This window comes from Stenotrophomonas sp. LST15-1-1.1, assembly GCF_040815575.1.
Taxonomy (GTDB): Bacteria; Pseudomonadota; Gammaproteobacteria; order Xanthomonadales; family Xanthomonadaceae; genus Stenotrophomonas; species Stenotrophomonas lactitubi_B.
Genome location: NZ_JBFPNJ010000023.1, coordinates 166,079 through 185,082 on the forward strand (window position 1 = coordinate 166,079; position 19,004 = coordinate 185,082).

The window sequence follows — 19,004 nt, forward strand, 5'->3', positions numbered from 1 at the left end:
CAATCCCCACGCTGCTGCATTACAACGGCGAACGCCCCAGCAACGCACCCGCGTGATCGGCCAGCAGCTGCACCGCATGCAGCAACCCTTCCTCTGTCACCGGCGGGCATTGCGCCTCCGCGTCGTCCAGTTCACGCGCGGCCTGCGTCGCCAGCAACACGCCACCCAATGCCGACAATGCCAGCAGGCAGCGCGTGGTCCCGGCCAGATCGCGGGCACGCGCCGGCGTGATGCGCAGTTCCGTCCACGGCTCGCCGTCGGCGGCGTGGCAGCGCGTGATGTCGCGCAACCGCTTGAAAAAGGCGGGCGTGGGAGCGGCTTCATCGGCTTCGGTCAGCGCGTCTTCCAATGCCTCGGCAGCGGCGTTGGACAGCTGCAGGTCGGGCAGGGCATCGCCCAGCAGTGTGTGCAGGCGAGGATAGGTGGGGTAGAGCGTGGTCATGGCAACAACCTCACAGGGCTGTGCCACCTGCGGGATGCAAGGTGGCGGGCGGTGCGGGTTGGCGTGCCGGTCAAAATCCAAGCGAAAAAAGCCGACGGATCGCGAGGATCCCCACGCACCGCCCGCCATGAGCGAGCAGGTGCATTGTCGTGATTGCCGTTGAAGCGGCAATCTGATCGCTTGAATGTTTGATTCGGGACGCCAATCCCGGCCAACGCAAAGCGCGGTGGCAGAACAACCTTCGTGCTTTCACCCGCGCGATGACATGAGCAAAGTTGTAAATCGCAATCCGATACAAATGTGCCTGATGCGACACGCTGCGCGTATCCCGAGGCGGTATGCTGCGGTACCCACCAATGACGAAGGAACGTCAAATGCACCTTGATATCCGCCCGATGGTCGCTGCACTGGGGGCGCTTTTCTTCATCGCGATGCCAGCGGTGGCAGGGGAGCCCATCGAACTGCCAACGCCGCAGGCGCAAGCCGAACTGCTGGATATGCTGGAGCGCGAGGCCTTGTACCGTGACCGCGTGGAATGGCCAGCCATCCGCGCGCGCCTGAAGACCGCGCAGGGCGATCCGGGCAGGACGCGTGACGTTCTACGCGAGGCGATTGACCGCAGCTCCGGTGGTCATGGCCGCTGGATCAGTTCCCAGCGGCTGCAATTGGAGGCGCGGCGTCTTGGTCGCTCCAATGCCGCAGTGGCCACCGCGCCGGAAGCGCCTGTGCCGGTCGATTTACTGGATCGGCGCATCGGCTGGATGGGGATCGAAGGCTATTCCGCCGCCCCGGGCCCAGCCGCGCGCGAACAGATGAAGGCACGTGCCGCACGCTGGCAGGCGATCATCGGTGACAAGGACAACGGCAACCGCTGCGGTTGGATCGTTGATCTGCGCGGCAACACCGGTGGCAACATGTGGCCGATGCTGGTGGGTGCAGCGCCGTTGCTGCGTACCTCGGCGAACGATGACGAAGACGTCGGCTCCTTCGCCACCGCCGAGGGGGCGCAAGGCTGGCAATCGACTGCGTCCGGCGTGCGCCTGGGTTCGCGTGCAATCGTGGATCTCGGTGCACCCGGCTACCGTTTGAAGAACCCAGGTGCGCCGGTAGCCGTGCTGACCGGTCCGCTAACCGCCAGTTCCGGTGAAGCCACGGTGCTGGCCTTCCGTGGCCGGCCGCAGACACGCAGCTTCGGTCTGCCCACCGCCGGCATGTCCACGGCCAACATCGTGCGGCCGCTGGTCGATGGCAGTTCACTGGTGCTGACCACCAGCGTGATGCGGGACCGCAACGGACGTGGCGATGGGCTGAAGATCGCGCCGGACCAGCCCAGCGAAGGCGATGCTGCAACCATCGCCGCTGCCCAGGCCTGGCTGCTGGCCCAACCGGCCTGTGCGGGGCGCTGACCGATGCTGCTGATCGGCCAGCACGAACGGGTGCTGATTGTCGGCCCCACCGAAGCACACCACTGCCTGCGCTGCCAGGCTGAAACCGAGTTCGCCCCGCAGCTGCGCTACAAGATGGCGCGCATCGACCTGCTGTTCGGCTTCGTCTACCAGCGCCGCTATGAGCTGGCCTGCACCGGCTGCGAGCATGGCTGGGTGCTGGATACCGAAAGCATGGACCAGCAGCTGGGCGGGGTGCCGATCCCGTGGCGACACCGCTTCGGCCTGCCGGTGATGCTGGTGGTGGTGGCCGGGCTGGCAGTGGCGGGGTGGATGTGGCGGCAGGGGCACGGAGGCATCTGATGGGTCATGATTTGCATATGTCCCATATTGGGACTAGGATGCGCCCGTGAGAGTTTTCGCGCTGTCTACGCTCAGGCGCTACTGGGAGAGGTTTCCAGAGTGCGAGCAACCGCTGAAGGCCTGGCATGACGAAGTGAGGCGCGCCGCCTGGGCGAGTCCGCATGACATCCGCAGTTGTTATGCGAGTGCGAGTTTCGTCGGTAGCAGTCGCGTGGTTTTCAACATCAAAGGCAACAGCCACAGGTTGATTGTCGACGTTACTTATCAGCGTCAGATGGTCTACATCAAGTTCATCGGCACCCATGCCGAATACGACGTGATTGACGTAGCGACCGTGGAGGAAAAATGAACATTCGTCCCATTCGCACAGAAGATGACTACCAGAATGCGTTGCGCGAGCTGGAGGCCTATTTCGACAACGAACCCGCCCTGGACAGTGAAGAAGGTGACCGGTTCGAGATTCTCGCCACCTTGGTGGAGGCCTACGAAGCGAAGCATTACCCGATCGAACTGCCGGACCCCATCGAGGCAATCCGCTTCCGCATGGAGCAGGGCGGTCTGACCGTCAAGGACCTGGTGCCCTCCATTGGTCAGCTCAACCGCGTGTATGAGGTGTTGAATCGCAAGCGTGGATTGACCCTGGAGATGATCCGCAACCTGCACCGCAACCTGGGCATTCCGGCGGAAAGCCTGATCGGCCGCTGAGGTTCATCCTGGTGCGGGATGGGGTGTACGTAGCCTTGTGCAGGGCCTGCTAAAGTTGCAGCCAGCAATCACGTACCGGAACCGACCATGGACCACGAAATGCCGTTCGAACCCGCCAACGACCTGGAAGTGCGCCTGCTGCAGGCCCAGGACGGAACCCTTACGGCTTCTCAGTTCCTCGACGGCCTGCTGACCGCGCCGGTGTTCGTGCTGCTGGACAAGGCCATCGGTGAAGACGGTGCCTGGGACGAGAGCATTTCGCCGCTGGTGCTGACCAGCGAAGGCGGCGAGCCGATGTTCGCGGTGTTCACTGCGCCCGAGCGCGCGGAAATCTGGCACGAGCAGCTGCCGCAGTTCGCCCATGCCATGCCCATCGCGGTGCATGCGCTGCTGTCGGGCATCGGCGAGGGCGTTGGCCTGGTGCTGAACCCGGGCCTGGACGTGGGCATGGAGATGATCCCCGACGCGGTGGCGCAGCTGAAGGAACGTGCTGCGGCGATCACGCGTGGGATGGCGCACTGATAAAGCTGTGGTTGCCGGCCAGCGGCCGGCACCACCAGATGCTTCAGCGGACGGCGGCGATCGCCTTCACGCGCGCCTTGGCCAGCGCCTCACCAATGGCCGGCCCCTTCAGGTGCGTGGTATCCAGGTCACGTGCCTGCACTGACAGCGCGGCCTGGTGCAGGCGCTTCAGCGTTTCGCCCTGCGGGTAGTCGCTGTCCTCGAAACCGAGCCGGCCGCGCTTGTCGGCCTCGCAGCACAGCGCGATGCGGGCCACCCGTTCCGGCCGGCGCAGCGCATCGCAGCGGCCCAGCAGTTCCAGCACGGTGGCATCGCGCAGCTCGTCGATGCGATGCACGTTCAGATGCTCGCGGCATACCGCCTCGGCCAACTGCTGGTGCTCGGCCGGAATCTTGAGGCGCGCGCACAGTGCTTTCAGCGGCTTGATGCCGCGCTGTTCGTGCATGATGTGGCGCGGCCATTCCTCGGGCGGGGTGAGGCCCTTGCCGAGGTCGTGGGTCAGTGCAGCGAAGCCGACCAGATCATCGCCGGGCGCCAGCTTCGCAGCCATGTCGCTGACCATTTCCTGGTGGATGCCGGTGTCGACTTCCGGATGGAATTCCGCGCGTTGCGGCACGCCGTACAGCGCTTCCAGCTCCGGCAATATCGGGCCCAGCGCCTGCGCGTCGTGCAGGGTGCGCAGGAACGCGGACGGGCGTTCGCACACCAGTGCCTTGCGCAGTTCCTGCCACACACGTTCCGGCACCAGTGCGTCGAGCTCGCCGCTGGCGGCAATCTCGCGCATCAGCTCCATTGTTTCCGGCGCGACGGTGAAACCGAGCGAGGCGAAGCGGGCCATGAAGCGCGCCGCACGCAGCACGCGCAGCGGGTCTTCGACGAAGGCAGGACCGACATGGCGCAGCACGCGCTGCTCGATGTCACGCGCGCCGCCGTAGGGGTCGACCAGCGCGCCGCTGTCTTCATCGCAGGCGATGGCGTTGATGGTGAAGTCGCGGCGCTGCAGGTCTTCTTCCAGCGTCACCGCTGGATCGGCATCGACTACGAAGCCGCGGTAGCCACGGCCGGATTTGCGTTCGGTGCGCGCCAGCGCGTACTCCTCGCCGGTCTTCGGGTGCAGGAAGACGGGGAAATCGCGGCCCACGGCGGTAAAGCCCTGCGCTTCCATCTGCGCGGGCGTGGCGCCGACGACGACCCAGTCACGGTCGCCGGCAGGGCGCTGCAGCAGGCGGTCGCGCACGGCGCCGCCGACAAGATAGATCTTCATGTGGGGATGATGACACGGTAGCGCCGGGCCATGCCCGGCGGGATACATCGTGGCGTCCGCCGGGCATGGCCCGGCGCTACCGTCATCGGGCGATCAGTCGCCGCCCTGGTCGGCGTTGGCGGCGCAGGTGAAGGCCTTGCGCTTGTCCACCAGGCGGCCCATCAGGCGGTCGCTCAGCGGCAATGCGTCGCCATTGAGTCGCCAGTCGTAGATCACGCTGAAGGCCAGCACGCGGGCAACGTACTCGCGTGTTTCCTTGTAGCTGATGGTCTCGATCCACAGGTCCGGATCGAAGCCCGGGCGCTGGGTCTGCCAGCGTGCGGTCGGTGTCGGCCCAGCGTTGTACGCGGCGATGGTCACGTAGGGCAGGCCGTCGTACTTGTTCATCAACTGCCGCAGGTACGCGCTGCCGATGGCGATGTTGGTATCCGGGTCGTACAGGCTGTCAGCGCCGCCGTAGCCGGTCAGACCGATGGACCTGGCAACACCAGCACCGGTCGCCGGCAGCACCTGCATCAGGCCCATGGCGTTGGCAGGCGAACGCGCGCGCGGGCTGAACACGCTTTCCGCACGGATCTCAGCGGCCACCCAGGCCGGGTCCAGCGCATTGCGCGCCGACTCGCGACGGATCGTGGCGTCGTGATGCAGCGGGAAGCGCAGGTCGTACAGGCGCTGCTCCTGCTTCTGCTTGCCGAGCGAGAACACCGCACGGTCGAACCAGCCGTTGTCCTGCGCCACGCGTACCGCGAGGCGACGCTGGGTGTCATCGAAGCGCGACAGTGCGTTGTTCCATTCGGCCACCGCCCAGCCGGCGCGGTCGATCTGGTACAGCGCCATCGCGCGCTGGATGGCCGGATCGCGGGCCACCACGGCCTGCGCCTGCGCGCTGTCGTCGGGCTTCCACGGGCACAGCGTGTAGGGCTGCTGCAGCTTGTCCGCCGCCAGGAAGCCATGGAAGGTCGGCGCGCGTGCGGCTTCGCGGAACAGCGGCTGCGCCTGCTGCGCCTGGCCGGTCTTTTCCAGCATGCGGCCTTCGAAATAGCGCCAGCGCGAATCGTTGCGCTGGGTCGGGCCCATCTTGCGGATCGCTGCCAACGTCGCCGGCCAATCGCCGCGCGACATTGCTTCGCGTGCGCGCCATTCGTGCAGGCGTTCGTCGTAGGCCGCATCGGGTACGGCATTCAAGCGGCGGGCAGAGTCGGGCAGGTAGGACGCCACCGTCCACAGGGCGATCTGGTAACGCACCTGGCCCTGCTGTTCGGCGCTCAGGCCCAACGCCTGCGCGTACTGCGGCAGCTGCTGTTCGGTGGCGTCCGGGTCAGCCTTGGCCAGCTTGGCCAGGCCATCGGTGGCGATGCGTCGGCTGCGCTCGTTGCGCGGCCAGTTCAGGGCACTGGCGTTGGGCTTGTCGACGAAGGCGGCGTAGGTGTTGGCCAGCGCCAGATCGCCCGCCTGCAGGCCGCGTGCGGCCGAACGCATCACCGCCGGCTGCTGGGCATCGGCAGCGGCATCGATACGCTCCCAGCGCAGTGCATCGCTCATGCCACCCTGCGCTTGCAGCACGGCGAACACGGCGTCGCAGGCGTCGGGTAGCGACTTGCCGTTCTTGCGCCACAGATCCTGTGCCTCGCCAATCCACTGCGGGTCCACCTTGCCGGTGGCCTGGCGCGCTGTCAGCTGCGCACAACGCAGGCCGAGGTTGTCGGTCGGCACCCAGTTGGCCAGCAGCGTCGGCCAGTCCTGCCGGCGCGCCACGGAGGGCAGCCAGGCGCTGCGGAAGCTGTTGGCCACGGCCTGGCCCTGGTAGCGCTTGAGGAAGGCCTGTGCCTGCGCCGTATCCACGGTGTCGATGTTGCGCCGCAGGTTGGCGAACTCCAGCCAGCCATACGCTGGATGGCGGCTGAGCGCGGCGGCCTGGCCGGGATCGAACTGGCCACGTTCGGCGGCCGCGATGGCCGCCTTCAACTGGGCGTTCTGGGCATCGAGGGACTGGGCACTCGCGCAGCCGATCAGCAGCGTGGTGGCCAGCGGGAGCAGGGACAGGGCGGTCGAAGATCGTCGGGTCATGGCGACCAGCATAGCGGGCGGTGGCTGAATTCAGTTTCTCATTGCGTACACGGCAGCAGAGGGCAACGACAGCTGAATGATGAGGTGATCCGCACTGCCGCGAGGGCAGCTGGCCGGCGTAGGTTTGGGCTGGGGCGACCGGCCCTGCTGCAGGGAGCGGCACATGGCATTCAGTAGCGCAGGAAGAAGCGGCCCACTGGCGGACATCAACGTCACGCCACTGGTGGATGTGATGCTGGTGTTGTTGATCATCTTCATCGTGACCGCGCCGATGTTGTCGCGGCCGATCAACGTGCAGTTGCCGCAGGCCACCGATCGCGTGGTTGATCGCCCCGAGCCACCACCGCCGATCGAGCTGCGGCTGGATGCGTCCAGCCAGTTGAGCTGGGACGGGCAGCCGATGGCCGTCGGCGATCTGCAGTCGCGCCTGCAGGCGCAGGCCAGTGAGCATGCCGGCAACCTGCCGGAGCTGCGCATCAGCACCGATCCGTCGGCCGAGTACGACGGCATCGCCAAGATCCTGGCCGCCGCCGAGGCCACCGGCATGCAACGCATCGCGTTCGTGCAGTGATGATGGCTTGACCGGTGCGGCCTTCCCTAGGGAGGGCCGCACTAGGGCAGCAGGCTCTCGGAAGCGCGCCGATGTAGATCGCCGCCTTCGGTGAATACGTAGCCAAATGACGTTATCTGCTTTCAGAATCGTCAAATCCGCGTGAAACAGTGTCGGGCATCACGTCGCGATCTTTACCGCTTGTTTACAAAGGAGACGCTGCCGCCATGCAGGGGGGAGCGCGGCAGTCCATGTCCCGACATTCCTTTGGAGAGAGAGCGAATGAATTACCTGCACCACCGCCCCTTGGCGGTTGCCGTCGCGCTGTGCGTGACCGCCCTGGCACCGATGGGTGCTGCTGCCCAATCGACCACCACCAATCTGGACGCGATCGAAGTCACCGGCACCCGCATCAAGCGCGCTGAAGTGGAAGGCCAGGTGCCGGTCCAGACCCTCAACCGCGCCGACATCGAACGCACCGGCCTGACCTCGATCGGTGAAGTGCTGCAACAGCTCACAGGTTCCGGCTCGGCGCTCAATGCCAAATTCAATTCGTCGGGCAACTTCGGTTTCCCGCCCGACGGCAGTGGCGTCGGCGCGGGTTCGGCGCAGGTGGACCTTCGTCATCTCGGGGCCAAGCGTGTACTGGTACTGGTCGATGGCATCCGCTGGGTCAACGAATCCTCGGCCTCGGGCGTGGGCTCGGCCACCGACCTCAACACCATTCCGCTGGCCATCGTTGAACGCATCGAAGTGCTGGAAGACGGCGCGTCGTCGCTGTACGGCTCCGATGCCATCGCCGGTGTGGTCAACATCATCACCCGCCGCGATTTCGATGGCGGCCAGGTAACGTTGAACTATGGCCAGTACGGCAAGGGCGACGGCACGCAGAAGGGCGTGGACCTGGCCTGGGGCAAGAGTGGCGACCGTTACAGCCTGTTCCTGGGGGCAAGCTGGACCAAGCAGGACCCGGTGTATGCGAAAGACCGCGAGCAGTCGCGCTTCCCGATCCCCGGCACCGGCCTGGCCTTCGGCAGCGGCGGCATTCCGCAGGGGCGCTTTGCCTTCGTCGATCCCAATACCGGTGCCGAACAGGACATCGTGCCCAACACCGGCGTGAGCAGCCCGCGTTACGACGGCAGCGCCGGTTGCAACCGCACCGACGACTACCACTGCTTCACCAGCGCCGACCGCTTCAACTTCGCCGAATACAACATGGTGCTGACGCCATCGGAGCGTAAGGGCCTGTTCGGCCAGTTCCGTTTCGACATCACCGACAACGTGCAGTGGTACGTCAAGGCACTGGGCAACCGCCGCGAGTCGACCAACCAGGCCGGCCCGGAGCCGCTGTTCTTCGGCCCCGATGGCGCCACCGGCAATCCGCTGGCCGACAACATCGTGGTCTCGGCACTGAACCCGTACAACCCGTTCGGCTTCGACCTGGTGTCGTCGGGCAACATGAGCCTGATCGGTCGCCGCCCGGTGGAAGGTGGCGCGCGCGTATTCGAGCAGCAGGTGGACACCACGTACTTCGCCACCGGCCTGGTCGGCAACTTCCAGGCGGCCGACCGCAGCTGGTACTGGGACGTCAACGGCATGTACAGCAAGAACAAGGCCGAGCAGACCAACTACGGCAGCTACAACATCTACAACGTCAACATGGCGCTGGGCGATCCGGCCGTGTGCGCGGCCACGCCAGGCTGCGTGCCGCTGAACATCTTCGGTGGTGCAGGTTCGATCACCCCGGACATGCTGCGCTGGATCCAGCCGGTGGTGCGCGACCGCAGCCAGAACGAGCTGAGCCTGTTCACCGCCAATCTGTCCAGCGATCTGTTCACTCTGCCGGCCGGCCCGGTGTCCTTCGCCACCGGCCTCGAACACCGCAAATACAAAGGCTCGTACCAGCCTGACCCGCTGACGGTGATCGGCCACTACAACGGCGTACCGTCACAGCCGACGTCCGGTTCCTACGACGTCAATGAAGCGTACCTGGAGCTGAGCGTGCCGATCTTCGCCGACTCGGCACTGGGCAAGAAGCTGGACCTGAGCCTGGCCGGCCGCTACTCGGATTACTCGACCTTCGGTGGCGAGTTCACGCCCAAGTACGGCCTGCGTTGGCAGGTGACCGATGACTTCGTGCTGCGTACCACCTATGCCGAAGGCTTCCGCGCACCGTCGATCGGTGAGCTGTACGGTTCGGCTGCGCGCGCCGACCTGCAGTTGTTCGATCCCTGCTCAGTGGGCCTGGGTGGCACACCGCCGCGTGGCAGCGCGGCCAACTGTGCCTCGCTGGGCGTGCCTACGGGCTTCCAGCAGGCCAACTCGCAGATCTCGGTGACCACCGGCGGCAACCGCGAGCTGGAACCGGAGCGGTCGCGCAGCTTCAGTGCCGGCTTCGTGTGGAGCCCCTGGTTCGGCAACGATGCGTCGTGGTCGGAACGCTTCGACGTGGAAGTGACCTTCTATCGCCACAACATCGATGGCGCGATCCAGGCGATCAACGCGCAGACCCAGCTGGACCTGTGCGTGGATACGCTGGACCCGATCTACTGCGATGGCATCACCCGTGCCAGCACCGGTGCGGTCAGCAGCTTCAACAACCGCCTGACCAACCTGGGTTCGATCAAGACCGATGGCTGGGATGTGGATCTGTTCTGGACCCTGCCGCAGAGCCCGATCGGCCAGTTCAAGCTGGGCTGGAAGAACACCTTCGTCGGTCGCTATGAGGCCACCGGTGCGGCCGGCCAGCGGCAGCCGCAGAAGCCCGGCGTGGAAGTGGCTGACAGTTCGATTCCGGAGTGGACCAGCAATGCCAGCATCGGGTGGACGCTGGACAACTGGAGTGCCAACTGGACGGTGCGCCACATTTCCGAACTGACCGAAGACTGCGGTGACGCCGTGGCGTTCCCGGTGTGCAGCAACCAGGCGGCCGGCACCAACACACTGTCGGCCACCACCTTCCATGATGCGCAGGTGGGCTACAAGATCGACTGGATGAAGGGGCTGCAGCTGACGGCCGGCCTGAACAACGTGTTCGACAAGGATCCGCCGATCTGCCTGTCGTGCTCGTTGAACGGCTATGACGCGTCGACCTACGACATCCCGCGTGGCCGCTACTGGTACCTGCGCGCGGACCTGCGGTTCTGATGAAGGGACGGCGCCGGGCTCAGCCCGGCGTCCCCATGTGGATGTAGAGCCGAGCCCATGCTCGGCTTGATCGCCCACAACGTTGCGAAAGGCAGCCGAGCATGAGCTCGGCTCTACAGGTGCGGGGCGATCGTGCCCCGCGCCTGCTCAGAACGACCAGGTAAAGGTCAGCGAACCGTTGCGGCCATCGCCATACGCGCCGTAGCCATTGATCTGCGACAGATACTTCTTGTCCAGCAGGTTGTTGAGGTTGGCCTGCACGCTGAACTCCGGCGAGATGCGGTAGCGCACGAATGCACTGACCAGGGCGTAGCCACTCTGCTCGATACGGCCATACGCCGGCACCGGGTAGTAGATGCGGTTCTGCCAATTGGCACCGCCACCGACAGTCAGTTCCTGCAGCGACTGCGGGGTGTAGCTGGTGAACAGCTTCAGCGCGGTCTGCGGCAGGTTGGTGTTGATGTCGGCGTCGTTGATGTCCTTGGCCACATAGCGTGACGCACCGAAGGTGGCATTCCAGCCCGGTGCCAGTTCGCCGTTCAACTCGAACTCGAAGCCACGGCTGACCGTGCCGCGCGCGGCGCGATAGGCGAATTCGTTCTGGCTGCCGGGCACCGGCTCGCCAGTGATCTGGCCGACGTTGTCCTGTTCGATGCGGAACACCGCCAGCGAAGCATTCAGGCGGTTGTCGAACCAGGCACCCTTGACACCCACTTCGTAGCTTTTGCCATCGACCGGGTCCAGATAGCTGCCGTTGCGGTCCTTCAGCGTCTGCGGCTGGAAGATCTCGGTGTAGCTGGTGTACGCCGAGTAGGTGTCGTTGATGTCGAACACGAGACCGGCATACGGTGTGGTGACCTTGTGCTGGCGGTCCGCGCCTTCGCCTTCGCTTTTCCAGTCGGTGTAGCGTGCGCCGATGATCAGCTTCAACGGGTCGGCCAGTGACAACCGTGCGGCGGCATAGCCGGCCTTCTGGGTGATCGTGCCCTCACTGGCCAGCGCCAGCGGATTCCAGTTCGGCTCGCTGATGTTGCCGGTCCAGTTGAAATAGCTGGCAAACGGGTTCCACGGCAGGCCAGCGCCGCCCACCTGGTAGTCGCCATAGTTGGCGTACTCGCGCTTGTTGTAGCTCAGGCCGGCCATGAACTGGTGCTCGCGACCGAACAGCTGGAACGGGCCGTCGACATAGCCATCGACACCGGTGACCTTGCGCTCGGTGTTGTAGAAGCCGGCCGAGGGCGAAATGCCCGCACCGGTGGTCTTGTCGAAGTTCGACGCGCCGGTGGTCCAGTCGTTGTACGCAGGGTAGAACAGCTTGTCGTCGGCCTTGGTCTCGTCATGCGTGGCGCCGATCTTGAACTTCCAGCCGTTGCTGAAGGCGTGCTGCAGGGTAGCGAACGCACGCTTGCTGGTGGTGTCCCAGTAGGTCCAGTTCGGGCTGGCGTTGAACGATTCGTCGTACGGCGTCGCGCTGCCGTCGGAGTACAGCATCGGGAAGCCACCCCAGGTCGCGCCGTTGGCGCGCTTCTGCTGGTAGTCGTAGCCCACGCTGAGCTGGGTATCGGGGGTCAGGTCGGCATCGATCACCGCATAGCCCAGCGTCTTGCGCTGGTTGTAGCGGTCCATCTGCGCGTCGGTGTCCAGGTAGCTGCCGATCACCCGGCCGCGTACCGTGCCGCTGGCATTGAGTGCGCTGCCCACGTCCACGGTGGTGCGGGTGCGGCCCCAGCTGCCGACGTTCACAGACACGCTGCCGGTCAGCTCGGCGCTGTCGGCGTGCTTGCGGATCAGGTTCACCGATGCCGACGGGTTGCCGGCGCCACTGAGCAGGCCGGTGGCGCCGCGCACCACTTCCACGCGGTCATACAGGGCCAGGTCCAGGCCGGAGTCGCCGTAGCTCCAGTTCTGCACCATCTGCGTGGGCAGGCCATCGAACTGGTACGCATCGATGTAGAAGCCGCGTGCGTAGAACTCGGTGCGCTCGCTGTCCGACTGCGTGCTGGTCACGCCGGTGGTGTTGCCCAGCACGTCGATGATGTCGTCCAGCTGCTGATCTTCGATGCGCTGATGGCTGATGATGCTGACCGACTGCGGGATTTCGCGCGGCGCCAGGTCGAAGCGGGTACCGGCCGAGGTGCGACGCACCGAATAGCCTTCGGCACGCTCGCCCTTCACCACGACCTTGTCGAGGGTGGTCGGGTCGGCGGCGGTTTCGGCGACGGCTGCGGGGGCGGCGGCCAGGCACAGGGCGGAGAGCACCGCTGCGGACAGGCGATGCGGCAGCAGGGGGGAGGTCGAACGGTTCATCAAGGTTCCTGGACGGGCACGTGCGTGCGTCCGACCGGCTTCCCGGATGGTCTGGCGCCGCGGCTGGTGGGGATCTCACGCCGCTGGCGAAGCCCTGTGTTTCAGGGCGGTGGCTGGGCAATGCGAGGACGGACGAACCGTCCTGGCTGCCCGGAAAACGCCAATATCGTAATGGGAATTGTTTCCATTTACAAATAGCCAGCGGCTGTGCCTGCGTTCCGCGCGATAGGGCTATTCGTCGGGAGTCAGGCGTTCAGCAAGGATGTTCAGGCGCGGCAATTGGCCCTCGATGCCGTCGGCATATTCGATGGTGATCATCACGTTCCGCTCGAGCCCACGGATGTCGGACACATGGATCTTGCCGGTCAGGTACTCGGGCGTGGTACGCACCGGTCCGGCATAGCGGGCACCGGGGTCCAGGCAGGCCATCGCGCTGCGGATGTTGGCCGAGGCGAATTCGGTGGAGGAATGGGCAAGCAGCCAATCGCAGAAGCGCTTGCCAGCCGGATTGCCCTCGTGCGTGCAGCCCTTGCTCCAGGTGTTCCAATCAGTAACCAGTTCGATCGACTGGCTGGCGCCTACCGGCGTGCTGTTGGCGAAGGCGAGCATCTGCGCGCATATCGGCTCGCGCGGCGCCTGCAGCGTGCTGCAGCCCGTGGCCAGCAGCATGATGGTGATCAGCAGCGGGGTGCGACCAAGTGCGGCCATCGACGTGCTCTCCCTGTCACTGCGGTTGATGATGGGGGCATGCAGGTGAAGAGTCGAGCTTGCAGAACTGCCTGGCAGCGGTCGGCAACGTGTGACTCTGCGAGGCAGCTCAGCTCAGCGCAGCAGCGGCAGCGGATCGCGAGCCCCGTCTTTCCCGTAGATGCCCCAATGCAGATGGGGCGGCGTGCCCTGGGCGTTGCCGCTGTCGCCGACATGGCCGAGCAGGTCGCCGGGTTGCACCACCTGGCCGCGCGCCAGGCCATCGGCCCAGTCTTCCAGGTGTGCGTAGTAGTAGCGCTCTCGCCCCGGGCCGATGACCCAGACCTGGCGGCCACCGAGGCCGCTGTCGCGGATGTCGGCGACAACACCGGGGGTAGCACTGCGCACCGGCGTGCCGCGCTTGCCGAAGATGTCGATACCGGCATGGCTGCGGTCGCGACCGCGCGGCGCACCGAAGGTATCGGCGATCTGGCGCGGGCGAACGCCGTCCACCGGCACCGGCAGCTGTGTGGCTGGCGGCATGCGCGAGAGTGTCCACAGCATCTTCGGTGCGGCGGCCCACGGGCTGTTCCAGAGGGCCATCGCCGCGATGACCAGGATCAGCAGAATGGCGCCACGCAGCAGCCAGCGGCGCAGGCGTCTGGCATTGGAGGGGGCAGGGGTATTCATGCGTTGCCAGTGTAGGAGCAGGCCATGCTCGAACGCATCTACGCTATGACAACGGCACGTCGAAGCCACGCTTCAACGTGCCCAGCGCCACCGACGTACGGAAGCGCTCGATGTTGTCATCGGCACCGAACAACCGCTCGGTGATCGCCTCGTACTCTTCCATCGATGCCGCCGAGAGCAGCAGCAGGAAATCGCCGTCGCCGGTGATCGAGTAGCACTGCTGCACGGCAGGATCGTCCTGCACGCGGCGGCGGAACGGGGCGACCTTTTCGCGCTGCTCGCTGACCACGCGCACCTCGACGATGATGGTCAGCGGCCGGCCGATCTTCGCGGCATCGATCACGGCCACATTGGCGGCGATCACGCCGCTGTCCTGCAGGCGCTTGATCCGTCGCTGCACGGCCGGGGTCGACAGGTGCACGGCTTCGGCGATCTGCCGCTGCGGCAGGGTGTTGTCCTGCTGCAGCAGGGCGAGGATGGCGCGGTCGAAGCTGTCCAGCACGGGGGCGGTGGCCATGGTGAGCAGAAGTTGCACGGACGGGCCGTCAATTGAGCCAAGTGCTCGCCGCCGGCGCAATAGACTGGCGGCATGCAGACTTCTCGAATCGCGCCGATGTTGCCGGCGCTGGCGGTGCTCGGCTCGGTCACGTCACTGGCGATCGGTACCTCCTACGCCAAGCAGCTGTTTCCGTTGATCGGTGCGCAGGGCACCAGCGCGCTGCGCGTAGGCTTCTCGGCGCTGTTGCTGCTGCTGTTCTGGCGGCCATGGCGCTGGAAGACCAGCCGCGTGGATGCGATAACGATCCTGCGTTACGGCCTGACCCTGGGCCTGATGAACCTGTTGTTCTACATGGCCTTGCGGACGATCCCGTTCGGCATCGCGGTGGCCATCGAATTCACCGGCCCGTTGACGGTGGCCATGCTGTCGTCGCGACGGCCGATCGATTTCCTCTGGGTGGGCTGTGCGGCGGTCGGGCTGCTGTTGCTGCTGCCGATCGGCGGCGGCCCGGCACTGGACTCGGTGGGCGTGCTGTACGCCATGGGCGCGGCGGCCTGCTGGGGCCTGTACATCGTGTTCGGCAAGCGCGCCGGCCACCTGCACGCGGGGCATTCTGTGTCGCTGGGGCTGCTGGCTGCGTCGCTGGTGGTGGTGCCGGTGGGCGTGGTGCATGCCGGCGCGGCGTTGCTGGAGCCGAAGATCCTGCTGGCCGGGCTGGTGGTGGCGCTGGTGTCCAGCGCGATCCCGATGTCACTGGAGATGATGGCGCTCAAGCGCCTGCCGAAGGAGACCTTCGGGATCCTGATCAGCATGGAACCGGCGGTGGCCGCGCTGTGGGCGATGCTGTTGCTGCACGAGCACCTGCATGGCCTGCAGTGGCTGGCGATCGGCTGCACGGTGCTGGCCTCGGTGGGCAGCACGATGACGGCAAGGCGGTTGAAGGTGCCGGTGGTGCAGGCGGGGTAGCGCCGGGCCATGCCCGGCGGAGAGCGTGCGGACCAACGGTCCGCACCCACCGGATCAGCGTGCCAACCGAGGTGGGCACCTACCAGAAGCGTCAGCGCAGCGCGTCGGCGGGGACGTCGATCGCCATCGCCAGGGCGAGATGGTCGGAGAACGCAGCCGGTACCGCTTCCACGTTGCGGGTCTGCAGGCCGCTGCTGACCAGGATGTGGTCGATGGCGCGGTCGGGACGCCAGCTGGGGAAGGTCGGCACGATGCAGCCCGGCGGCTGCAGGCGGGTCTTCTGGTACAGCACCTGCATTTCCGGCCGTTCGGCCAGGCAGTTGAAATCGCCCATCAGCACTGCATTGGGATGGTCCGACAACAGCTCGGCGATGAAACCGAGCTGGGCCATCCGCGAGCCTGCGCCCAGCGACAGATGCGCCACCGCCACCGCCAGGCCATCGCGACCATCGCCGAACTTGGCCAGCAGCACGCCGCGCCCGCCGATGCGGCCGGGCAGCGCGTGGTCCTGCACTTCCACCGGTTCCAGCTTGCTCAGCAGACCATTAGCGCTGGAGGCGACGCCGCCCATGCGCCGGTTCGGCTGGTGGCTCCAGTAATTGAAGCCTGCGCGCTGGGCCAGGTAATGGGTCTGGTTGGTGAAGCCCGAGCGCAGGCTGCCGGGGTCGGCCTCCTGCAGGCCGACGATGTCATGACCGCGCGCCAAAGTGGCAATCGCGTCAAGGCTGCTGCGCTTGCGACCCGCCGGCAGCGCATGTGACCAGCTGCGGGTCACATAGTCGCTGTAGCGGCGGGTACTCGAGCCGGCCTGGATGTTGGCCGTCAGCAAGCGCAGGGTCCGTGTTGTGGGGGAAGTCACGGCCGGGAAAACGTCTCTTTGATCAGTGAGCCTGGGCCGCACCGCGTTCGCGGGCGATCAGGTGGTCGGCAATGCGCAGCATGTCCGGGAAGCTCTTGCCCTTCACCAGGTACTTGCCGTTGACGATGATCGACGGGGTGCCGCTGATCTGGCTGCGCTGGGCGAACTGCTTGGCCGAGTTGGTCTTGGCATTGACCGCGAAGCTGCCCATGGTGGCGGCGAACTGCTTCGGATCCACGCCGTAGGCACCGTAGAACTTGGCGATGTCTTCGACCGAATCAGCACCGCGCTCGCCCTTCAGGGTCTTCTGCGAGTGGATGGCCGAGTACAGCGCTTCGTGGGTCTTCTCCTGCACGCCCAGGGTCTGTGCGGCGTAGAAGGCACGGGCGTAGTTGTCCCAGGTGCCGCCGAACATGGCCGGCACGTAGACGAAGTTCACATCGCTCGGCAGGCCAGCCTTCCACGGGCCGACCAGCGGCTGGAACGCGGCGCAGGCCGGGCAGACGTAACCGAAGATCTCGACCACTTCGACCTTGCCGGCCGCCGGCTGGAACGGCTGGCCGTTCGGGATCAGCTGGTAGTCGGCGCCTTCCACCGGAGCCGGGCCGGTCAGCGCGGCGGTGGTCGGGGCAGGTGCGGCGCTGGCGGCGGTCTTGTCACCCTCGGCAGCCGGTGCAGCGGCTTCGCTGCCTGCGGCCGGCGCGGCCGGTTCGGTGCTGGCCGGGGTCGCGGCCGGTTCTGCCGGGGCGGAGGTGTTGGTGGTGCCGTCATCGGCCTTGCAGGCCGCCAGGATCGGCAGCAGCGCTGCGAGGGCGAGGGCGGCGAAACGGGTCTTCATGGAAACGTCTCCAGCATCTGGAAAGGTGGGGCCGGCGTCAGGCGCCGGCCAGAGGGAAATGATGACATGCGGCGGCGACAGCGCCGTGTCGATGGTGTGAGTTGGTTCAGCGGCCGCGGGTGGCGCGGGCCTGGGCGATCAGCGCCGAGGCGATGCGCAGCTGGTCGTCGAAGCTCTTGCCACGCACCAGGTACTGGCCGTTGATGATGATGGCCGGGGTGCCCGGCACCTGGGTGCGCTGGGCGAAGGCACGGGCGGCATCGACCTTCTTCTGCACCGCCTCGCCGCGCAGGGCCTGGGTGTAGCGCTCCGGGGTCACGCCGTAGGCCTTGTAGAAGTTGGCGAGCTCATCGGCCGAGACGTTCTGCATCGGCAGCGTGCCGTCATCGTGCAGGGCCTTGAACACGGCGGCGTGGCTGCGCTTGGCCACACCCACTTCGTCGGCGGCGTAGTAGGCCAGGGCCCAGGCATCCCAGGCACCGCCGAAGGCGGCCGGGACCGGGGTGAAGCGCACGTCGGCCGGCAGCTTGGCGGCCCAGGTGGCCAGCTGCGGTTCGAAATGGGCGCAGTGCGGGCAGGTGTAGCCGAAGACCTCGACCACTTCGATCTTGCCGGCCAGCGGCTGGAACGGGCCAGGCTGGGCGATGCGCTCGTAGTCTTTGCCTTCGACCAGCGGGGCGTTGGTGGGGGTGGCGGCGCAGGCCGCCAACGGCAGCAGCACCAGCAGGGACAGCAGAAGGCGGGGAATCAACCTCATCGACACGCATCTCCGTTGAAAATGACAACGCCGGCGCAGCCGCCGGCGTGAAGGAAACATACCGCAGCGACGGGCCGTCGTGGCGACCCGCGCCGACCAGTGGCGGTCAGGGGGCGGCGGCCGGTCGCGTCGAAGCGCCTTCGGCGGCGAGATCGTCGGCCTTGTTGTGCAGGCCCTGCAGGTAGCTGGAAAGGGCCTGCACCTCCTGCTCGGTCAGCTTCTGCGCCACCGTGGCCATGATCTGGAAGTGCGCCTTGTCGGTCTCATTGGTCTGTCCTGCCTGGTATTCCTGCAGGCGCCGGGCGACATAGCTGGCGTGCTGACCGCCGATGTGCGGGTAGGCCGGTCCGGGGTTGCCGGCGCCGCTGGGGCCGTGGCAGGCCATGCAGGCCGGCAGCCCGCGCTGGGCGTCGCCGCCGCGGTAGAGCTGCTGGCCGATCTGGTAGAACTTCATGCCCTTGTACGGGCCCTCGGCCACCAGGGTGTCGTCGGCGATGCCGGCGTTGGCCTTCTGGGTGGCGAAGAATGCACCGATATCGCGCATGTCCTGCGGGGTGAGGTTCTGCACGAACGGCACCATCGCCACGGCGGCGCCGGAACTGCGCTGGCCATTGGCGATCAGGGCCATCTGCTGGGCGACGTAGCGCTCGCTCTGGCCGGCGATGCTGGGATACATCTCCACCGTGGAATTGCCATCGGCACCATGACAGGCGGCACACGCGGTGGCCTTGGTCTGGCCGGCCTTGGCATCGCCCCAGGTGGTCTTGCTGAAATCCACCTCCAGCGAGGCGGTCCTGATCGGGCCGTTGTCGGGCAGCGGGGTCAGCGTGGTCTGCGCGAAGGCAGCAGCGGCAACAACGGCAGTAGCAAGGGCGGATACGGCAAGAACGCGAGCGTGGCGCATGCTGAAGCTCCGTATGGACCGGCCGGGCGGCGGCGGCCGGCATCGCCCGGAT

Annotated in this window: 19 protein-coding genes; 8 read left to right on the plus strand and 11 right to left on the minus strand. The window is 66.3% G+C overall.

What is annotated here, in order from left to right:
• Positions 1 to 19: 19 nt before the first annotated feature.
• Positions 20 to 442 carry a hypothetical protein gene (locus MRBLST15_RS11070; RefSeq protein WP_367785916.1) on the minus strand — a complete coding sequence of 141 codons (423 nt, stop codon included), beginning with the start codon at positions 440 to 442 and terminating at the stop codon, positions 20 to 22.
• Between the two features lie 374 nt (positions 443 to 816).
• Between MRBLST15_RS11070 and MRBLST15_RS11075 the strand changes: the two genes are divergently transcribed.
• The 5 genes from MRBLST15_RS11075 to MRBLST15_RS11095 all read left to right on the plus strand — a co-directional run bounded on the left by MRBLST15_RS11075 (position 817) and on the right by MRBLST15_RS11095 (position 3,417).
• Positions 817 to 1,848: a S41 family peptidase gene (locus MRBLST15_RS11075; protein WP_367785917.1), complete on the plus strand. Its 1,032-nt coding sequence runs from the start codon at positions 817 to 819 to the stop codon at positions 1,846 to 1,848.
• 3 nt (positions 1,849 to 1,851) lie between these two features.
• Entirely contained in the window at positions 1,852 to 2,190 is a 339-nt protein-coding gene (locus MRBLST15_RS11080; RefSeq protein WP_265954525.1) for a hypothetical protein, read from the plus strand.
• Between the two features lie 46 nt (positions 2,191 to 2,236).
• The gene (locus tag MRBLST15_RS11085) at positions 2,237 to 2,539 is read left to right on the plus strand and encodes a type II toxin-antitoxin system HigB family toxin (protein WP_265954523.1); all 303 of its coding nucleotides are present in this window, start codon (positions 2,237 to 2,239) and stop codon (positions 2,537 to 2,539) included.
• Positions 2,536 to 2,895 carry a helix-turn-helix domain-containing protein gene (locus MRBLST15_RS11090; protein WP_100462573.1) on the plus strand — a complete coding sequence of 120 codons (360 nt, stop codon included), beginning with the start codon at positions 2,536 to 2,538 and terminating at the stop codon, positions 2,893 to 2,895. Before MRBLST15_RS11085 ends, MRBLST15_RS11090 begins: the two co-directional genes overlap by 4 nt.
• An 87-nt stretch (positions 2,896 to 2,982) precedes the next feature.
• Positions 2,983 to 3,417, plus strand: coding sequence for an SseB family protein (locus tag MRBLST15_RS11095; RefSeq protein ID WP_236511533.1), 435 nt, complete (start codon positions 2,983 to 2,985; stop codon positions 3,415 to 3,417).
• A gap of 43 nt (positions 3,418 to 3,460) precedes the next feature.
• Here the strand turns inward: MRBLST15_RS11095 and MRBLST15_RS11100 are convergent, their stop codons facing one another.
• Positions 3,461 to 4,681, minus strand: coding sequence for a multifunctional CCA addition/repair protein (locus MRBLST15_RS11100; protein WP_367785918.1), 1,221 nt, complete (start codon positions 4,679 to 4,681; stop codon positions 3,461 to 3,463).
• Positions 4,682 to 4,774: 93 nt separating this feature from the next.
• The gene (locus MRBLST15_RS11105) at positions 4,775 to 6,760 is read right to left on the minus strand and encodes a transglycosylase SLT domain-containing protein (RefSeq protein ID WP_265954516.1); all 1,986 of its coding nucleotides are present in this window, start codon (positions 6,758 to 6,760) and stop codon (positions 4,775 to 4,777) included.
• A 151-nt stretch (positions 6,761 to 6,911) separates the two neighbouring features.
• Here MRBLST15_RS11105 and MRBLST15_RS11110 point away from each other — a divergent pair, with 151 nt between their 5' ends.
• Positions 6,912 to 7,319, plus strand: coding sequence for an ExbD/TolR family protein (locus MRBLST15_RS11110; protein ID WP_367785919.1), 408 nt, complete (start codon positions 6,912 to 6,914; stop codon positions 7,317 to 7,319).
• Between the two features lie 327 nt (positions 7,320 to 7,646).
• The gene (locus tag MRBLST15_RS11115; protein ID WP_414716159.1) at positions 7,647 to 10,445 is read left to right on the plus strand and encodes a TonB-dependent receptor; all 2,799 of its coding nucleotides are present in this window, start codon (positions 7,647 to 7,649) and stop codon (positions 10,443 to 10,445) included.
• Between the two features lie 147 nt (positions 10,446 to 10,592).
• On the opposite strand, the gene fhuE is transcribed toward MRBLST15_RS11115, so the two are convergent.
• From fhuE to MRBLST15_RS11135, 4 genes are all read right to left on the minus strand, one after another.
• Positions 10,593 to 12,752, minus strand: a complete 2,160-nt coding sequence (fhuE, locus tag MRBLST15_RS11120; RefSeq protein ID WP_367785921.1) for a ferric-rhodotorulic acid/ferric-coprogen receptor FhuE — start codon at positions 12,750 to 12,752, stop codon at positions 10,593 to 10,595.
• 231 nt (positions 12,753 to 12,983) lie between these two features.
• The gene (locus MRBLST15_RS11125) at positions 12,984 to 13,460 is read right to left on the minus strand and encodes a hypothetical protein (protein WP_367785922.1); all 477 of its coding nucleotides are present in this window, start codon (positions 13,458 to 13,460) and stop codon (positions 12,984 to 12,986) included.
• A 114-nt stretch (positions 13,461 to 13,574) separates the two neighbouring features.
• The gene (locus MRBLST15_RS11130) at positions 13,575 to 14,129 is read right to left on the minus strand and encodes a M23 family metallopeptidase (protein ID WP_367785923.1); all 555 of its coding nucleotides are present in this window, start codon (positions 14,127 to 14,129) and stop codon (positions 13,575 to 13,577) included.
• Positions 14,130 to 14,172: 43 nt separating this feature from the next.
• Positions 14,173 to 14,646, minus strand: a complete 474-nt coding sequence (locus tag MRBLST15_RS11135) for an Lrp/AsnC family transcriptional regulator (protein ID WP_165378087.1) — start codon at positions 14,644 to 14,646, stop codon at positions 14,173 to 14,175.
• Between the two features lie 72 nt (positions 14,647 to 14,718).
• Here MRBLST15_RS11135 and MRBLST15_RS11140 point away from each other — a divergent pair, with 72 nt between their 5' ends.
• Complete coding sequence (locus tag MRBLST15_RS11140; protein ID WP_367785924.1) at positions 14,719 to 15,594, plus strand: EamA family transporter; 876 nt, start codon at positions 14,719 to 14,721, stop codon at positions 15,592 to 15,594.
• A 91-nt stretch (positions 15,595 to 15,685) separates the two neighbouring features.
• On the opposite strand, the gene MRBLST15_RS11145 is transcribed toward MRBLST15_RS11140, so the two are convergent.
• The 4 genes from MRBLST15_RS11145 to MRBLST15_RS11160 all read right to left on the minus strand — a co-directional run bounded on the left by MRBLST15_RS11145 (position 15,686) and on the right by MRBLST15_RS11160 (position 18,952).
• Positions 15,686 to 16,423 (minus strand): endonuclease/exonuclease/phosphatase family protein, encoded by a 738-nt coding sequence (locus tag MRBLST15_RS11145; RefSeq protein ID WP_218946652.1) that lies wholly within the window; start codon positions 16,421 to 16,423, stop codon positions 15,686 to 15,688.
• A gap of 52 nt (positions 16,424 to 16,475) precedes the next feature.
• Positions 16,476 to 17,291: a thiol:disulfide interchange protein DsbA/DsbL gene (locus MRBLST15_RS11150; protein WP_265955608.1), complete on the minus strand. Its 816-nt coding sequence runs from the start codon at positions 17,289 to 17,291 to the stop codon at positions 16,476 to 16,478.
• A 106-nt stretch (positions 17,292 to 17,397) separates the two neighbouring features.
• A complete protein-coding gene (locus MRBLST15_RS11155) occupies positions 17,398 to 18,048 on the minus strand; it encodes a thiol:disulfide interchange protein DsbA/DsbL (protein ID WP_367785925.1) in 651 nt (216 codons plus the stop codon).
• Between the two features lie 106 nt (positions 18,049 to 18,154).
• Positions 18,155 to 18,952, minus strand: coding sequence for a c-type cytochrome (locus tag MRBLST15_RS11160; protein WP_099820952.1), 798 nt, complete (start codon positions 18,950 to 18,952; stop codon positions 18,155 to 18,157).
• Between the last annotated feature and the right edge of the window lie 52 nt (positions 18,953 to 19,004).

Excerpts from the sequence above, each read along its gene's own strand:
- MRBLST15_RS11070 (WP_367785916.1), bottom strand. The coding sequence starts at position 442 with ATGACCACGCTCTACCCCACCTATCCTCGCCTGCACACACTGCTGGGC.
- MRBLST15_RS11075 (WP_367785917.1), top strand. The coding sequence starts at position 817 with ATGCACCTTGATATCCGCCCGATGGTCGCTGCACTGGGGGCGCTTTTC.
- MRBLST15_RS11080 (WP_265954525.1), top strand. The coding sequence starts at position 1,852 with ATGCTGCTGATCGGCCAGCACGAACGGGTGCTGATTGTCGGCCCCACC.
- MRBLST15_RS11090 (WP_100462573.1), top strand. The coding sequence starts at position 2,536 with ATGAACATTCGTCCCATTCGCACAGAAGATGACTACCAGAATGCGTTG.
- MRBLST15_RS11095 (WP_236511533.1), top strand. The coding sequence starts at position 2,983 with ATGGACCACGAAATGCCGTTCGAACCCGCCAACGACCTGGAAGTGCGC.
- MRBLST15_RS11100 (WP_367785918.1), bottom strand. The coding sequence starts at position 4,681 with ATGAAGATCTATCTTGTCGGCGGCGCCGTGCGCGACCGCCTGCTGCAG.
- MRBLST15_RS11105 (WP_265954516.1), bottom strand. The coding sequence starts at position 6,760 with ATGCTGGTCGCCATGACCCGACGATCTTCGACCGCCCTGTCCCTGCTC.
- MRBLST15_RS11110 (WP_367785919.1), top strand. The coding sequence starts at position 6,912 with ATGGCATTCAGTAGCGCAGGAAGAAGCGGCCCACTGGCGGACATCAAC.
- MRBLST15_RS11115 (WP_414716159.1), top strand. The coding sequence starts at position 7,647 with ATGGGTGCTGCTGCCCAATCGACCACCACCAATCTGGACGCGATCGAA.
- fhuE (WP_367785921.1), bottom strand. The coding sequence starts at position 12,752 with ATGAACCGTTCGACCTCCCCCCTGCTGCCGCATCGCCTGTCCGCAGCG.
- MRBLST15_RS11125 (WP_367785922.1), bottom strand. The coding sequence starts at position 13,460 with ATGGCCGCACTTGGTCGCACCCCGCTGCTGATCACCATCATGCTGCTG.
- MRBLST15_RS11130 (WP_367785923.1), bottom strand. The coding sequence starts at position 14,129 with ATGAATACCCCTGCCCCCTCCAATGCCAGACGCCTGCGCCGCTGGCTG.
- MRBLST15_RS11135 (WP_165378087.1), bottom strand. The coding sequence starts at position 14,646 with ATGGCCACCGCCCCCGTGCTGGACAGCTTCGACCGCGCCATCCTCGCC.
- MRBLST15_RS11140 (WP_367785924.1), top strand. The coding sequence starts at position 14,719 with ATGCAGACTTCTCGAATCGCGCCGATGTTGCCGGCGCTGGCGGTGCTC.
- MRBLST15_RS11150 (WP_265955608.1), bottom strand. The coding sequence starts at position 17,291 with ATGAAGACCCGTTTCGCCGCCCTCGCCCTCGCAGCGCTGCTGCCGATC.
- MRBLST15_RS11155 (WP_367785925.1), bottom strand. The coding sequence starts at position 18,048 with ATGAGGTTGATTCCCCGCCTTCTGCTGTCCCTGCTGGTGCTGCTGCCG.
- MRBLST15_RS11160 (WP_099820952.1), bottom strand. The coding sequence starts at position 18,952 with ATGCGCCACGCTCGCGTTCTTGCCGTATCCGCCCTTGCTACTGCCGTT.